Source organism: Ruegeria alba, from assembly GCF_022321465.1.
GTDB classification, from domain to species: Bacteria; Pseudomonadota; Alphaproteobacteria; order Rhodobacterales; family Rhodobacteraceae; genus Ruegeria_B; species Ruegeria_B alba.
Genome location: NZ_JAKOEM010000024.1, coordinates 1 through 15331 on the forward strand (window position 1 = coordinate 1; position 15331 = coordinate 15331).

The window sequence follows — 15331 nt, forward strand, 5'->3', positions numbered from 1 at the left end:
GGGAGAACCCCCGATCAGGCCTACTTCAACAAGCCAATACCTGATGCGGCAGCGGCGTAACCCAGGCGGAAAAACACTTACAGAACGCCCGAAACCTGTTCAAACAAACCGAACCACCTCTGCTGGTCAAAATCCTGAACTTCGCCGGGATTGATCGGTGTTGCCATAGCTTAGCTCCATTTCCAAAGTTATCTTTATGACTTGCCTGTTGCAGCGTCTAAGTTCAGAGCATCGGGCGCTCTTGGGCCATAAACACATTCCGCTTCCAGAATGTTAACTATTTGATCGGAAAGGACGCGACCTTTATCTGCGTCACTCCATCCTGCGCAAAGCGCAGTCAGACAGATCCCAATCAGCGTCGCCAAGGGGTGTTGCGCTGCCTTTTAGGTCACGCAGGGTTGGCACCGCTTGGCGAGAGCAGCGGCGCGGTTCAGCTTGAACTTGGCTCGAGATTAGGGGTTGGCTGCGGGCTGTAGTTGATGAATGAAGCAGTGTGTACGGATGCGAATTGCTGCAAGCTTCGCATGATCCGAAAATGCTGCATCGCGCGCTTCCATCGTTGGAACCCCAGCAGCGAGTTGCCCGCCCGATTGTTCATCGAGCCGCTCGGTTCAAGTAGATCGGCAGCGCCGACTTCGTTCAACGCAGCACCGTAGAACCGAAAGTTCTGAAACGCAGAACGTTGAATTCGGAGATTGGCAGATCCGACACTCCGTTCAGGATCAGATCGGCGATGATCTGGCCAGTGATCGGCGCCAGCGCGAAGCCATGGGCCGAGAAGCCGAACAGGTGATATCCTCCGTCACGGCTCGCCGGACCGATCACCGGCAACCGGTCGGGGGTCATGCCTTCGATCCCGGCCCAGCCTCGCAACACACGCGCGCGCGCCATGTTGGGAAAGATCGCTGTCGCCGCGGCGGCGTTGCGGGCCAGTTGGCGCATGTCCAGCGTTGTGGTGCCGGTTTCGGGGTCAGCACTTCCCTGATAGGCCCCACCGATCAGAACGGTGCCATTGCCGAACTGCTTGAAACTCAGCGCTCGTCCCTGCGCACCCACTACGGGGGACAGGAACGGGCGCAGACGTTCGGTGATCATCAGCATCAGGGCCGAGGCGGTGACCGGTGCCCGGTCGCCCATCATTGCAGCCAGGTCTCCGCCCCAGGCGCCCGCGGCGTTGACCAGCACCGGGGTGGCATATGCGGGGCCGGTGGTCTCTATGGTCCAGCGTCCGTTGGTCCGGTCGACCCCTGCGACCCTGGTCTCTTCGACAAGCGCCACCCCGAGAGACCGCGCCTTTCTGCTGAAAGCGCGGACCGTGCGGAACGGGTCGGCGTGGCCGTCACCATGGACAATGGTTGCGCCGACGCAATGCGCGGCGGCGGCGGGCAGAACCGCGCGCAAGGCCGTCTGGCCGATGATCTCTTCATGCGAGAAGCCACAGGAAAGGAGCCTGTCCCGACGCATTTGCAGCGCGGCAAGTTCGGTTTCGGTTTCGGCCACCTTGATCTGTGCGGCCGGGGCAAAGCCGCAATCGTCATCGACAAGGTCGGATATCCTGTGCCACCGGTGCAACGCCGCCTGAGCCAGAGGCAGTTCCGGCACCGCACGCCCGAGGCGGCGTACCCCACCGGCATTCGCGCCCGAGGCATGCCGCCCGGCGCGGTCCTTTTCCACCACCACGACCCGCAGTCCCGCGCGGGCCAGATGCAGCGCCACCGACAATCCATGCAACCCTGCGCCGACGACCACGGCATCGGCCTTTACGGTCGCCCGGACCATCTTCGTCACTCCGCCTCGTCGAGCGCCGCCAACTGCCCAAGCTCCAGAGGCTTGACCGGCGCGCGCAGGCGCGCGGCGCCGACATCGGTTATGGCGCATCCCCGTTCGGCAGCGATTACCTCTGTCACCGTCAGGCCGCAGAACCGCCCCTGACACGGACCCATGCCAGCGCGGGTAAAGCTCTTGAGCTGGTTGGGGCCCCTGCAACCCAGCGCGACCGCCTCGCGGATCTGGGCGGCGGACACCTCTTCGCAGCGGCAAACGATGGTGTCGTCACCGGGCGGGATGCGAAAGCGGTCCGCCGGGCGATAGAGTGTATCGAGAAACCGCCTCAATCCGACCTGATGATCCAACGCCCGGCGCATGGGCGCGGCCAGGTTGTCGCGCTGTTCGGTCGTGATCCTGCCCAGCCGGTGCAAGGCGCCAAGCGCCGCGATCTGCCCACCTGCTTCGGCGGCCACAGCGCCCGCGATCCCGGCGCCGTCACCGGCGACGGCAATGTTTGGATGGCTGGACGTGCCCCAATCATCAACGCGCGCATGCCAGCAGGCCTGTTCTGGATGCCAGTCGTGCCGACATCCGGCAGCCATCGCCAGATTGACATTGGGAACCACACCCTGATGCAGCAGTACCGTCTCGGCGGGCACGCGACTCCAGCGGCCCGACTTGCAATATTCCACCGCCTCTGCGGCCCCTGCCCCAACGATCCGGATATCCTCGACCCCGCTCATTACCGGGATCCCCGAGGCACGGATCTCCCGTTGCCAGCGCCAGCCTTTCCACAGGCTGGTCGCGTGGCGCATCGTTCCGGGCAGATGAGGCAGCGCGCGGGTGTAGTTCCCTCGCGGCGTGGTGTCGAGCAGGCCCGCCACCTTGACCCCGGCGCGCAGGTATTGATGCGCGACGAGGTAGAGAAGCGGCCCGGTGCCGACGAAGACCGGCGCCGGCATGGCGATGCCTGATGTCTTGAGCAGGATCTGCGCGGCGCCCGCGTTCATCACCCCCGGCAGGGTCCAGCCCGGCACGGGAAAGGGGCGCTCCTGCGCGCCGCTGGCAAGGATGATCTGATCCGCCCGAAGCAGTTGTGCGCGATCCTCAACAGTCACGCCGATCTCGCCGCTTGCGTCGACCTGCCAGACGGTCGCGCCGGGAACATAGCGGGCGGTGCTGGCCCGAAACCGGTCGACCAGGCCTGCGCCATCGAGATACTCTGCCCCCAGGATCGCGGCGCCGTCCTCGCGGCGCCGCTCGACGGCGCGATAGATCTGACCGCCGGGCCGGGGTTGCTCGTCCAGCACGAGAACCGAGGCGCCATGTCGGCTGGCCAGTGTCGCGGCGGCCATGCCCGCGGGGCCGGCGCCGATGACGACGATATCGTGCTGCTCGTTCATGTGTCCTCCTCCGGGTCAAAGGACAATGCCGAGGTCACGTCAAAGGCCCCTTTCTGACGGGACACCCGCATTCCGTCGCGCACCTCGTGCATGCAGGCCTGCTGATTGCCCTTGCCGTCGATCTCGACCAGGCAGTCGAAACATACCCCCATCATGCAGAGCGGCCCGCGCGGTGTATCGGACAGGGCGGTGGTGCGGAACTGCCGGATCCCGGCGCCAAGCAGCGCCGCCGCAACGGTGTCTCCGGGCTGTGCCTCGATCACGGTGCCTTCGAAATGGATGCGGACGGGCGCGCCCGTGACCTCAAACACTCGGGACATGCTCAAACCTTTCCGGGCCAAGGCCGCTGGTTTCGCTCGGAAGCCCGCCCTTGGCAATCGCGGCGGCAAGGCTCTGGATATGGGCGGCGGCAAGGGTGACGCCGCTGTGACAGGTGGCGGCATAGGCGCCAGGACAGGTTTCCGAGCGGGCATAGATCGGTGCGCCATCCGGCGACATCACCCGCAAGGCACCCCAGGCGCGGACGATCCGGGCGTGGCGCAGATGCGGGAATGTCTGCACCGCACGTGACGCGATCCGGGCCTGGCAGGCGGCGGTTGTGCCATCGTCGAACCCCACCTCTTCCTTGCTCTCGCCCAGTTGCACGCTGCCTTCGGCGGTCTGCCGGATGCCGGACAGGGGCAGGTCGAGGAACGGGCGCATACGCTCGGTAATCAGGTTCTGACCACGCTGCGGGCGGACCGGAACCTGCAACCCGACCTGTTGGGCCAAGGCTGGTGTGCCGAGGCCGCAGGCGACGACAACCTGTTCGCAATCGAAGCTCTGGCTGGCGGTTCTGACCTGAAACCCGTGCGACCGCTGCTGGATTTCCAGCACCTTCTCGCCACTTCTGATGGTTCCGCCCAGCAACTGGAAACCCGCGTGCAGGGCCCGCAACAGGGCCAGCGGATTGACATGTCCGTCGGTCGAGGAATAGCAGCCCCCCACCACATCGGGGCCGAGACCGGGCACCATGTTTCCCAGCGCGCGGCGTTCTAGTATGCGATAATCCACATGCGGGGCGTGGCGGCACAACAACTCCATCCGCTCGGCCTTTTCGGTCATCTCGTCATCGGAGAGAAAGATCTCGATCCCGCCGGGCCGCCGATAATCGAGGCGCAGACCGGTCAGATCGGTCAATTCGCTCGCCAGCTGTTCCCAGCCCTGCGCCGATTGCCAGGTCCACTGGGCATAGGGGGGCATCTCGACCCCCTTGGACTGCACCCAGACCAGCCCGAAGTTGCCACGCGCCGCGCGAAAGGCGATATCGCCCTCGTCCAGCATCAGGGCCCTGACCCCGCGGCGTTGCAGGCCAAAGGCAATCGCGGCCCCGACCAGCCCGCCGCCGATCACGATGGCGTCGGCGCTGGTCATGCGAACCTGCCGATATCGTAGGGCGCAAGATCGAGGTTCAGTGGCTCGCCCGCGATCAGCCCGGCAAGGATGCGCCCGGTATTGGGCGCCATGCCCAACCCGTAATGGCAATGCCCGAAGGCCACGAACAGGCCAGCCGCGCCCGGCACCGCCCCGATCACGGGCAGGCTGTCGGGAAAGGAGGGCCGCACCCCCATCCAGGGGGTGACGGTTTCGGTATCGAGCCTTGGGAACAGCCGTTTGGCCATACGCCGGAATACCTCGGCGCGGCGATAATCGGGTGGCGCGTCCAGTCCTGCGAACTCGGCGGTTCCGGCACAACGCAACCCGTCGCGCATGGAACTGGCGACAAACTTGCCTTCGACATCCATGACCGAATTGTTCACCGCGATCCCCGGGTTGGCAAACATCAGGTGATAGCCCCGCTCCGCCTCAAGCGGCAGTGTCAGTCCGAGCGGCGCCAAGAGCCGTGCTGACCATGCTCCCATGGCGACAACGGTGCAAGTGCTTGTGATCGTGTCCCCGGTTGTGTCGATCCGCCATTCGCTCCCGTCGCGTCGCAGACCGCGAATCTCGGCCCGGCGAAACCGGGCGCCCATGCGCAGGGCCTTGTCCATCAGCGCCCGGCCCAGGGCGCCGGGATCGGTGGCGCGGGCCTGATCGCGGATCACGATCGCCGCCCTGTAGTCGGGCGCGATCTCTGGTTCGATCTCGCGCAGCGTATTGCCATCGATCCGCTCCAGCGGCACGCCCCGGTCAAGCCGCATCCGCCAGCCAAGCGCATCGAGATCCGCGTTTGCGGGGTTGCGAAAGACATGCACATAGGCCGCGTCCCGCAAGAGCCCCTCCTGCCCTGTCCCTTTCAGGTGCTGGCGATAGAGTTCGACATTGGGACGATTGAGCGCGTTCATCGCATCGGCAATCGCGGGCAATCGATCAGCACCCCCCGCGCGCAGGAACCGCAGCAGCCAGGGCAACATGCGCGGCGCGTGGGACAGTCTGACCGACAGCGGCCCCTCGCGGTCGATCAGCCATCCCGGCACCTGTTTCCAGAGGCCCGGCATCGATTGCGGGACGCAACTCCATGGTGAAATCACCCCGGCATTGCCATGGCTGGCCCCGCTGGCGGGGTCGTTTCGGTCGATCAGCTCGACATCGAACCCCTTTTCCAGCAGGGACAGCGCGGTGCAGATACCGACGATGCCCGCCCCCAGAACGTGAACAGAGCCTCGCGCGGCGCCCGGCATTACGCAACCTGTACCCGTTTGCTGGCATAGACTTGCTGGAGCAATACCGGCAACGCCACCATCATCGCGAACAGGTCGCTCTTTGACCCGGGCGTGACCATGAACAGGGCAGCAAGGGCGATCACCCAGCGCAGGGGTTTCGGCATCGGTGCGATGAAGAAGCCGCTGACGGCGGTTGCCATCATCACCACGCCCAGACCACAGGTCAGGACGGTTTGCAGGAACTCGGCCCAGGTGAAGTACTCTTCGAGCACGATCAGCATCGCGGGCGAGTAGACGAACACCATCGGCACCATCAGCTTGGCAATGCCAAGCGAGAAGGCCGACAGACCGGTTCTGAACGGATCGGCCCCCGCGATACCCGCCGCGGCATAGGCCGAGGCACAGACCGGCGGTGTGATTTCCGAAATCACGCCGTAATAGAGGACAAAGAGATGCGAGGCGAGCGGCGGAACACCGAGGTTGGCCAGCGCCGGCTGCGCGACCGTCGCCAGCATGATGTAAAGCGCCGTGGTCGGCAGGCCCGCGCCCATCAGGATGCAGGTGATCGCGATCAGCACCAAAGAGATGAACAATGTCAGGCTGGGGATCGAGATCTCGAGCATCGGGATCCAGCTGATCAGCCCGTGCACGGTTTCGGCCAGAGACAGGGCGCCATTGGCCACCATGAAACCGAGCCGGAAACCCAGCCCGGTGGAATTGACCACGCCGACAACGATGCCGATGGCGGCCACGACGGCACCCACGGCCAGCGCGTATTTGGTCCCCAGCACCGCGCCGTCCATAACGTCGCGGATGGTCATCCTGTGCATCGGGTTGAGAAAACCCACCACCAGGGCCGAGGTGATCCCCCAGAACGCCGCCATATGGGGCGAGTAGCCGCTGAACAGCACATAGATCAGGACGAACAGAGGGATCGAGGCGGGCCAGCCGCGCTTGATCACGCGCCAGAGCTGCGGGATCTCGGCCTCGGGCACGCCTTTCAGCCCCATGCGCTTGGCCTGGAAATGCACGATGCAGAGCACGCCGATATAATGCATCGCTGCCGGGATCGCGGCCGCCAGCACGATGGTGGTATAGGGCACCTCGAGAAACTCGGCCATGATAAAGGCCGCAGCCCCCATGATCGGCGGCGTGATCTGACCGCCCGCGCTCGAGGCCGCCTCGACCCCGCCCGCCAGGTGACCAGGATAGCCCATGCGTTTCATGTTCGGGATGGTCAGTGAACCGGTCGAAACCGTGTTGGCGATGGACGATCCCGAAATGGTGCCGAAGAAGGCCGAGGAAACGACGCTGACCTTGGCCAGCCCGCCGGTGTAGCGGCCGGCAACCACGGTGGCCATGTCGACGAACAGTTGTCCCAGCCCCATCCGCTGCGCCAGCACGCCAAAGAGGACGAAATGGAACACAACCGTCGAGACGATCCACAGCGTCACGCCATAGATGCCTTCGGACGGGAAATACATGTTGTTGATATACTGCGACCAGTTGATGCCCGGATGCATGATGGTCTGGATCGGGATGTACTGGCCGAAAACCGCGTAGCCGGTGAACAGCAGGATGATGATCGGAACGACCATGCCCAAGGTGCGCCGGACCGCTTCGAGCAGAACCACGATCAGCGCGGTGCCAAAGACGACGTCGATCAGCCAGGGGTCCCCCTGTCGCATCACCTGCTCGACCATCTGAAAATGGATGCCGAAAACGGTGAAGTCGACCCCGTACCAGGTCACCCCGATATAGAGCGACGTGGTGATCCCGACGATGATGAAGATCCAGTCGATCAAGGGCACGTTCCCGAACCGGTACCACGCATTCGGGCGCATGGGTTGGTTCCGGTCGCGCTTGAACATAGGAAAGCTGATAAAGATCAGGGTGATGACGCCGGCCATGTGAAAACCCATGTGCCAGTAATCGACCGGCACTCCGATCCCGGCGGTGACATAGTGATAGGCCGCGAACACCAGCGAGAACAGAAAGACGAACCTGACGATCCAGGGACCGACCGTTCGGGTCTGAAGCGCGCTGTCATACTTCTTTTCAAGCTGTTCGGCCTCGTTAACGTCAAAGGTCGCCATGTCAGTCTTTCCGGATGTGAAGCGTTGATTACCCGTCCGCAGGCGCGCGGCGCCTCGGGGTCGGTGAGGGAAACGGGCGCAACCATGCGCCCGTTTCGACAGGGCGCGTCGGTTACTTGATCATCCCGATCTCTTTGTAGAACCGTTCGGCACCGGGATGCAGCGGGATCAGAACACCGGTCAGCGCGGATTCAAGCTGGATCGCCTTGCCCTTGGCATGGCCCTTGTCCAGCAGGCCGCGGGTCTTGTCGCTCCAGAGCGCCTTGGTGATCTCGTAAACCAGGTCCTCGTCCTGATCGACCGAGGTGATCAGCTGGGCATTCACGGCAACCGTGGCGGTATCGGCGGTGATGTTCTCATAGACGCCGCCCGCGATGTTGCTGTGCACATAATAGGGGATGATGCCGTTGATCGCGTCCCGCTCGTCATCCGAGAAGGAGTACAGCTCGAAACCCTTGGTCGACCCCAACTGGATCAACGCCGCAAAGGGCGTGCCGCCGGCATAGAAGAACGCATCCAGCTGACCATCGGCCAGGCGCTGTGCGCTTTGCCCAAGGCTCAGTTCGTGCTCCTCGACGGTGATCCCGTAATGCTTGAGGATCATCCGCACCGATACCTGGGTGCCGGACCCGGCCGCCGCCACGCCGACGCGCATGCCTTCGAGCCCCTTGAGGTCGTCGATGCTGGTACCCTTGGCCAGAACAAGGTGCATATCCTCGGGATAGAGGTTGGCAATGACGCGGATCTTGTCCTTGGGCACGCCGTCGAACTTGCCTTCGCCCTTATAGCCCTGCACCACGCTTTGCGCGCCTGCCAGACCGGCATCGAGCTGGCCTGCGTGAATGGCGTTGACATTGGCCACCGACGCATTGGTCGACACTGCGATTGCCACCAGACCGGGCACGCCACAGGTGCCGCCATCTTCACAAGCCCGCGCGCCCGGCGGGTTCGAGATTGCGTTGGCGATCAGGCCCCCGATCGGGAAATAGGTGCCGCCGGCCCCGCCGGTACCGATACGCCAGAATTTCATGTCCTGCGCAGTCGCGGCGCCAGCCGCCAGCAACAGACCTGCGGTCGCCGCAATCAGTTTGTGTCGCAATTTCATGTGTCACTCTCCGTTGGTGGTTATTTACACGGTTTTGGTCGTCGTCGGCAGGAACAGGACTTGGGTGTCAGGAGCAAGCCAACAATCCGGCGCCTTCTACAGGGCCCTGCCGCAAAGAGTGACCGGTTCAGCCGATTAGCACAAATTGTAAATTTTTTTGATATGATCGATTTTTCTTATGGGATAGAGAGCCTTCTAAACCAGTCAAAGGGCAACAAATGAAGCTTAGGCAGCTTGAAGCGTTCCGCGAGGTCATGCTGACCGGTTCGGTGACCGAAGCAGCGCGCAACATGGGTCGGACACAGCCAGCAGTCAGCGCGCTGATCGCAGGGCTGGAAAGCTCGGTCGGATACCCGTTGTTCGAGCGACGGAAGGGACGGTTGCACCCGGTTCCCGAGGCCCATTACCTACTGGACCAATCCGCTACGATCCTCGACGATCTGGGCAAGCTTTCGCACAACATGCGGGCCGTGGGGCGTTTGCAGGAGGGTCATCTGAACATCGCCTGCCTGCCAGTGTTCAGTACTATCATGCTACCCAGACTGATTTCGAGTTTCGTCAAAGACCGGGGAAATGTCTCGGTCTCGCTTGTCAGCCAGTCCTCGGAACGTGTCTATGAACGGCTGGCATCGCAGCAATTCGATGTCGGAATCGCCGAAGCGACGACACATTCACCACTGGTAACCGAGGTCGAGACCAGCATGGACTGTCTTTGCGCCGTGGCTGCGGACAGCGATCTGGCACGCCAACAGATCCTGACGCCACATGATCTGGTGGGGTTGCCGATGACAACCTTTATCGACGGCCATTTCATTCGCCGCCAGGTCGAGAACGCCTTTGTCCGCGAACGCCTGGACCTCACCATTCGTTTCGAGATGCAAAACGCGGCCTCGCAATTCGCATTTGTCGAGGATGGGCTTGCCTGGGCGATCGTCAGCCCGATGAGTGTCTACTACTACAAGCAATCCGAACTCAACCAGCCGCGCATCGTGTTCATTCCGTTCCGCCCGTCGATCGTTTATCGCATCGCGGTGCTGACACCGGCACACACCCCGGTCTCACGCCTGGCCCGTGCTTTCTCCGATATCCTGGTCGACGAAGTGCGGCGCGTTGCTGGTCTAGACCCCCGCCAGGATCTGTCAGACAGACTATAACCAATCTCATCAAGGACAATTGCGCTGCCTCCTAGGTCACGCCAAGTTGGCGCCTCTCGGCGAGAGGATCAGCCAGCGCACTAGTCTATGGTGGTCCATCTGTTGATGGGTTTCAGTCCGATCTCTGCCCGGATTTTTCGTCCTTCAACCAGAACAGCGTAAGTCCCGGCCAATAGAGTGCTGCGCGTGCCACCGTTGGGTGGAGAGATCACACAGAGCCCGATAGCCGAACGCGCCTCGGCGCTATAAGCGCCGCTGGTGACAAAACCGACGATCTCATCGTCTCTGAGAACGGGTTCGTTGTGGTGCAATAGCGCGTCCGGATCATCCAACCGGAGCGAACACAGGAACGCACCCTTTCCAGCAGCCTTCCGTTCGAGAAAGGCATCCCGTCCGATAAAAGGCACCGGCTTGTCCGTCTTGCACACAAATCCAAGGCCCACCTGGTGCGGCGCGTCCGTATAGGCCAAATCGTGGCCCCAATGCACGAAACCCGCTCCGATGCGCAGGGCGTTCAACGCTTCGCCACCAACTAACTGCAGGCCGTGCGCCGCACCGGCGTCCATCAGGCAATCGAAGACATGCTCGGCAAAATCGGGAGTGATGAAAATCTCCCATCCGAGTTCCCCGGTATAGGACAACCGCTGGGCAAAAACGGGGGCGTGGCCGATATGAAAGTGCTGCAGGGTATTGAAAGGAAAGGCACTGTTGCTAAGGTCCAAGTCACAGACGGCAGTAAGGATATTCCGCGACTTCGGACCGCAGAGAGATAGCACCGCATAGGCCGTCGTTGCATCAGTGAAACGCACATCCTCATCGGGCGCGACAAGCCCTTGCAGATAGGCGCGATCCCGCCGTGTGTGCGATATCGCGCTCATGACCATGAAACTCTCTGGCCCGTGCCGCGCGACGGTCACGTCGCTTTCAATCCCGCCCCGGTCATTCAGCATCAACGTGTAAGCCACCTTGCCCAAGGGCAGCGCCATGTCATTGGTGCAAGCGCGTTGCAGAAAGCGTTCCGCGTCGCGTCCCTCGACCATCAGTTTTCCCAACATGGAATAGTCGATCAGCCCTGCCGCCTCGCGCACGGTGCGCTGTTCGGCCAGCATATGTTCGAACCAGCTTGAACGGTGGAAGGAATGATCGTAGGTGGGTGCGGCCCCATCGGGCGCGAACCAACCCGGGCGTTCCCAGCCCTGCGCTTCGGCATAGGCCGCACCACGGGCCTTCATCGCGTGGTAGAATGGTGTACGCCGCAAACCTCGTGCGCTTTCCCGTTGCCGCCCCGGCCAGTGCATCGCGTAAGTCAGCACCAGCGTTTCAGGACAGCGTTCGCGCAGATAGGGATCGCGGGCTTGCCACTCCTCTATCCGGGCGGGGTCCATCTCGGACAGGTCCATCGTCGGGTGGCCTGCCATGATCCAATCGGCGAGCGCCTTGCCCGCGCCTGATCCAGATTGGATACCGGTGGAATTGACCCCGGCCAGCACGAAGTACCCCTTGAGATCGGGCGCCTCGCCCAGGGTAAAGCGGCCATCATGGGAATAGCTTTCAGGTCCGTTAAAGAAGGTGCGAATGCCCGTCTCTTGCAGGATGGGCACGCGGTTCATGGCCAGGTCCAGCACCTCCATCACGTCATCCTCGACAAAGGGCAGGCTGTCGAATTCGAAACTCTCGGGGATGCCGCCGGTCGCCCAGGGTTTAGCCTGGAAATGGGCGAAACCGAACAGCAGCTTGCCTGCGTCCTCTTTCCAATAGGTGCCGTCGCAGTAAGAGCGTAGCACCGGCAGGTCGGCGGGCAGGTCCGGGATCGGCTCGGTGACCAGATAATAATGCTCGCAGGCATGGAGCGGCACGCCGACACCGTTCTGGCGGCCCAGATCACGCGCCCACATACCGCCGCAGTTGACCACGAAATCGGCGGTGATGGTGCCGTGATCCGTGCGCACGCCGGTCACGCGACCATTGGCGGTCAACACCTCTTCGACCTTCACGTTCTCGCGGATCGTGGCGCCGTATTTTCGCGCGCCTCGCGCCAGCGCCTGGGTCAGGTCGACCGGGTTGGCCGACCCGTCCGAGGGCATGTGGATGCCGCCCAGAACGCCCTCGGCATTCATCAGCGGCCAGCGCTCGGCAATCTCTGCCGTCTCCATGTAATGCGCCTCGACCCCGAAAAGGCGTGCGAAATCGGCCTTGCGCTTCAGCTCGGCCATGCGCTCGTCATTCAGCGCGATGGATATCGAACCCGATTGGCGGAAACCGGGGTTCTGGCCGGTCTCCGCCTCGATCTCTTGCAACAATTCAACGCCATAGCTGGCAAAGGCGGTGGTGGCATGGCTGCCCTGCAATTGCCCGACCAGCCCCGCCGCGTGCCAGGTGGTGCCGCTGGTCAGCGTCTTGCGTTCCAGCAGCACGACATCGCTCCAGCCGCCCTTGGCCAGATGATAGGCCACCGAGCAGCCCATGATGCCGCCGCCGATAATGACGACGCGGGCCCTGTCGGGAAGCGGAGTGGTCATTTGCTTGATCCTGTCTTGAAATTCGGGGATTGGGTGCGGTGGGTCAGCCGGACGCGAACAGGCGACCGGCGCCCTCTGGCACGCCGTCAAGGCCCGCCAGCCGCATCAGGTGCCAGGCCAGAACCTGGTTCGAGGCGATCACCGGCTTGCCAATCCGGGCCTCTGCCTCGGCGATCACGTCAAGCGCGCGCAGGCTGGTGCAGGAGACAAAGACACCCTCCACCTCGTCACGCGCGCCGATGGTCGCAACGGCGTCAAGGATGCTCTGGGCCGAGATACGGGCCACGGTGAAATCGTCAGACTGGTTGAACGAGGCAACCGCCACGGTTTCGAACCCCGCGGCGCGCAGATTGGCCTGCATTTCCAGCGTCACCTCGGGCGGATACGGCGTCAGCAGCGCGATACGGCGCAGGCCCAGCGCCGAGAGCGCCGCCTTGCAGGCGGTGAGCGGGTTCGAGGTGCGGGCGCCGGGATGTACCGCGCGGATCATCTCGTCCACGCAGGCCTCGCCGATCATCGTGGCGCCCGAGGTGCAGGCATAGCCGATGGCGTCAAATCCGAAAGACGGCGGCAACAGTTCGGCGGTGCGCGGCAGATCGGCCTGCATCTGGCGCAGGGTTTCGGGCGAGACCTCCATCGCGTTGGGGATGCGCGCATGATAGAGCGCCACGCCCTCCCCCCGGAACAGCCGGGCGAACTCGTGCTCGATGGTCTGATCGGTCTGCAACACGATCAAGCCGATCCGGGCCCGCTGGCCAAGTCCGGCATCGGTTTCGAACGCAAGCGTTTCAATGACCGACGGGGGGGAGAACGCGGCGTTTTGCATGGCTACATCATCGCCCCGGCGCCGGCGCCATCCGACCCCTCTTGTTGCGCAAAGAAGGACGTCCCCTTGGGCACCGCCGGCAGCTCCATCTGATAGGTGGTGCAGCGCACCCGGCCCGAGGCCTCGCCGCGCACCAGTTCATGGGTGAACCGGCTGGGCAGGTGGTTGGGGCTCAGCTCGATCGCGTCCTCGGCGTAATAGGTGGTGATGTAGAGCGTGCGCGGCTGGTCCGACAGGTTCGGCGCCGAGCCGTGCAGCAGGCTGGCATGCATCAGGCAGACCGACCCCGCCTTGCCGGTGCATTTGACGATCTTGTCACGCTCTGCCTCGACGATCGCGTCATCCACCGCGCCGGTGAACACACCATTGTGCCAATGCGAATGGATCGGCCCCTTGTGGCTGCCCGGGATCACCTCGAGCGGGCCATTTTCCAGCGTCACGTCGTCGATGAACAACAGGCAGGTGATCATGTCGTCATTGGTCATCGGCTCGAACGGGAAATCCTGGTGCCATTTCACTTGGGTGGCTGATCCGGGCAGTTTCGAGTTCACCTTGCCATGATGAAAGCGCACGCCGGGTCCGATCAGCTCGGCGCAGTAATCCACCGTGCGCGCTTTGCGCATGGTGTCGGCGTAGACCTCCGAGACCTCTTCGGGCGACTGCACCCGGCGCAGGGCGGGCTTGTCTGCGCTGTGACCCGGTTGCAGGTCGAACCGTGCGCGACCGTCCAGCGTCTCGCCATAGTCGTCGGCATGGGCGCGGCTTTCCTCGACCCAACCCGCGAACTCGGCCCTGAGCGCGGCCAGCTCATCAGGCGACACCGCATCCTCGACAACCAGCACGCCGTCGCGCCAGAACGTGTCCTTCTGTTCCTGTGACAACAGTCCCATCGTCTTTCCTCCCTTGTTTGACCCGGCTGCACCGGGGGTGATCATGCCGGCAGCAGCGCCGTGCCGGGGTTCTGGAAAATCCGGCCGAAGCCGGTCAGCTGATCGGTGATTCCGGCGCGGCGCAGGCAGCTCCAGAACTGGGCCTGGTTCGATGTGATCACCGGCTTTCCAGCGGCCTGTTCGATCTCTTCGACCACTTCGAGCGCGCGTATGCCGCCGCAGGACAGAAAGATCGCGTCTGCCTCGGGCCGGTCGATCGCCAGGGCGAATTCCTTCCAGAATTGCGGCGTTACCTGTCCCATCTGGGTGCCCGTGGACAGGTTGAGCCCCTGGATATCCAGCACCTCGAACCCCTTGGCCAGTAGATACTCGGCCTCGGCGGTGTTGACCTCGTCCAGATAGGGCGTGCCCACGACGATGCGGCGCGCGTTCAATGCATCGAGGGCGTCCAGCACCCCCTGAACCAGGCACATCGGCCGCGCCCAGGGCGCGCCCTTGGCGATCTCGGCCATGACCCTGTCCTCGCCGATGACGATGGACCCGCTGGTGCAGCTATAGCTGATGACATCGGGTCTCAGGTCGGGCTGGATCCGCGCCGCGGCATCGGCCATGTGGTCGATATGCCGGGCAAGCGTTTCTTTGGTGGTGTAATCGTCGGTCTTCAGGCGGGTGATATGCACCGCGACACCCGGCGGCACCATGTCGAAGAAATCCGCCTCGGCCGCCAGATCGGTGGACATCAGGATAAAGCCCAGCCGCGCACGATGATGGCGCCCGGCGTCCAGCACCGGTGACCAATCCCTGGATACGACCTGTTTTCCCGAGGTGAACATATGCGCTGTTTCCCTTGCGAGGCGGAGGCCGGCACATCGGGTGCGAGACAAACCGCAATAACTGGTATATACCAGACTCACACGATGTAACGGTGA

At 63.3% G+C, this 15331-nt stretch carries 12 protein-coding genes; 1 reads left to right on the forward strand and 11 read right to left on the reverse strand.

The genetic code is table 11. From position 1 onward, the window contains the following. Positions 1–639 precede the first annotated feature (639 nt). The 7 genes from MB818_RS18955 to MB818_RS18985 all read right to left on the reverse strand — a co-directional run bounded on the left by MB818_RS18955 (position 640) and on the right by MB818_RS18985 (position 9013). Positions 640–1779, reverse strand: coding sequence for an NAD(P)/FAD-dependent oxidoreductase (locus MB818_RS18955; RefSeq protein ID WP_234139049.1), 1140 nt, complete (start codon positions 1777–1779; stop codon positions 640–642). A 5-nt stretch (positions 1780–1784) separates the two neighbouring features. After that, positions 1785–3170: an FAD/NAD(P)-dependent oxidoreductase gene (locus MB818_RS18960; protein WP_238906049.1), complete on the reverse strand. Its 1386-nt coding sequence runs from the start codon at positions 3168–3170 to the stop codon at positions 1785–1787. Further along, complete coding sequence (locus MB818_RS18965) at positions 3167–3490, reverse strand: (2Fe-2S)-binding protein (protein ID WP_234139047.1); 324 nt, start codon at positions 3488–3490, stop codon at positions 3167–3169. Before MB818_RS18965 ends, MB818_RS18960 begins: the two co-directional genes overlap by 4 nt. Further along, on the reverse strand, positions 3474–4583 hold the full coding sequence (locus tag MB818_RS18970) for an NAD(P)/FAD-dependent oxidoreductase (protein ID WP_238906050.1): 1110 nt from the start codon (positions 4581–4583) through the stop codon (positions 3474–3476). Before MB818_RS18970 ends, MB818_RS18965 begins: the two co-directional genes overlap by 17 nt. Then, complete coding sequence (locus tag MB818_RS18975) at positions 4580–5830, reverse strand: NAD(P)/FAD-dependent oxidoreductase (protein ID WP_234139045.1); 1251 nt, start codon at positions 5828–5830, stop codon at positions 4580–4582. Before MB818_RS18975 ends, MB818_RS18970 begins: the two co-directional genes overlap by 4 nt. After that, the gene (locus MB818_RS18980) at positions 5830–7908 is read right to left on the reverse strand and encodes a TRAP transporter permease (RefSeq protein ID WP_234139044.1); all 2079 of its coding nucleotides are present in this window, start codon (positions 7906–7908) and stop codon (positions 5830–5832) included. Before MB818_RS18980 ends, MB818_RS18975 begins: the two co-directional genes overlap by 1 nt. A gap of 112 nt (positions 7909–8020) precedes the next feature. Continuing rightward, positions 8021–9013 carry a TAXI family TRAP transporter solute-binding subunit gene (locus MB818_RS18985; protein ID WP_234139043.1) on the reverse strand — a complete coding sequence of 331 codons (993 nt, stop codon included), beginning with the start codon at positions 9011–9013 and terminating at the stop codon, positions 8021–8023. A 218-nt stretch (positions 9014–9231) separates the two neighbouring features. Between MB818_RS18985 and MB818_RS18990 the strand changes: the two genes are divergently transcribed. Then, positions 9232–10167: a LysR substrate-binding domain-containing protein gene (locus MB818_RS18990; RefSeq protein WP_234139042.1), complete on the forward strand. Its 936-nt coding sequence runs from the start codon at positions 9232–9234 to the stop codon at positions 10165–10167. Positions 10168–10247: 80 nt separating this feature from the next. On the opposite strand, the gene MB818_RS18995 is transcribed toward MB818_RS18990, so the two are convergent. The 4 genes from MB818_RS18995 to MB818_RS19010 are packed head-to-tail and all read right to left on the reverse strand — an operon-like array spanning position 10248 to position 15235. Then, the gene (locus tag MB818_RS18995) at positions 10248–12686 is read right to left on the reverse strand and encodes a GcvT family protein (protein WP_234177435.1); all 2439 of its coding nucleotides are present in this window, start codon (positions 12684–12686) and stop codon (positions 10248–10250) included. A gap of 43 nt (positions 12687–12729) precedes the next feature. After that, the gene (locus tag MB818_RS19000) at positions 12730–13512 is read right to left on the reverse strand and encodes a maleate cis-trans isomerase family protein (RefSeq protein WP_238906051.1); all 783 of its coding nucleotides are present in this window, start codon (positions 13510–13512) and stop codon (positions 12730–12732) included. Between the two features lie 2 nt (positions 13513–13514). Then, positions 13515–14402: a phytanoyl-CoA dioxygenase family protein gene (locus MB818_RS19005; RefSeq protein WP_234166132.1), complete on the reverse strand. Its 888-nt coding sequence runs from the start codon at positions 14400–14402 to the stop codon at positions 13515–13517. A gap of 41 nt (positions 14403–14443) precedes the next feature. Further along, on the reverse strand, positions 14444–15235 hold the full coding sequence (locus MB818_RS19010; protein WP_238906053.1) for a maleate cis-trans isomerase family protein: 792 nt from the start codon (positions 15233–15235) through the stop codon (positions 14444–14446). Between the last annotated feature and the right edge of the window lie 96 nt (positions 15236–15331).

Coding starts and splice junctions, on each gene's coding strand:
- MB818_RS18955 (WP_234139049.1), bottom strand. CDS start 1,779: ATGGTCCGGGCGACCGTAAAGGCCGATGCCGTGGTCGTCGGCGCAGGG.
- MB818_RS18960 (WP_238906049.1), bottom strand. CDS start 3,170: ATGAACGAGCAGCACGATATCGTCGTCATCGGCGCCGGCCCCGCGGGC.
- MB818_RS18965 (WP_234139047.1), bottom strand. CDS start 3,490: ATGTCCCGAGTGTTTGAGGTCACGGGCGCGCCCGTCCGCATCCATTTC.
- MB818_RS18970 (WP_238906050.1), bottom strand. CDS start 4,583: ATGACCAGCGCCGACGCCATCGTGATCGGCGGCGGGCTGGTCGGGGCC.
- MB818_RS18975 (WP_234139045.1), bottom strand. CDS start 5,830: ATGCCGGGCGCCGCGCGAGGCTCTGTTCACGTTCTGGGGGCGGGCATC.
- MB818_RS18980 (WP_234139044.1), bottom strand. CDS start 7,908: ATGGCGACCTTTGACGTTAACGAGGCCGAACAGCTTGAAAAGAAGTAT.
- MB818_RS18985 (WP_234139043.1), bottom strand. CDS start 9,013: ATGAAATTGCGACACAAACTGATTGCGGCGACCGCAGGTCTGTTGCTG.
- MB818_RS18990 (WP_234139042.1), top strand. CDS start 9,232: ATGAAGCTTAGGCAGCTTGAAGCGTTCCGCGAGGTCATGCTGACCGGT.
- MB818_RS18995 (WP_234177435.1), bottom strand. CDS start 12,686: ATGACCACTCCGCTTCCCGACAGGGCCCGCGTCGTCATTATCGGCGGC.
- MB818_RS19000 (WP_238906051.1), bottom strand. CDS start 13,512: ATGCAAAACGCCGCGTTCTCCCCCCCGTCGGTCATTGAAACGCTTGCG.
- MB818_RS19005 (WP_234166132.1), bottom strand. CDS start 14,402: ATGGGACTGTTGTCACAGGAACAGAAGGACACGTTCTGGCGCGACGGC.
- MB818_RS19010 (WP_238906053.1), bottom strand. CDS start 15,235: ATGTTCACCTCGGGAAAACAGGTCGTATCCAGGGATTGGTCACCGGTG.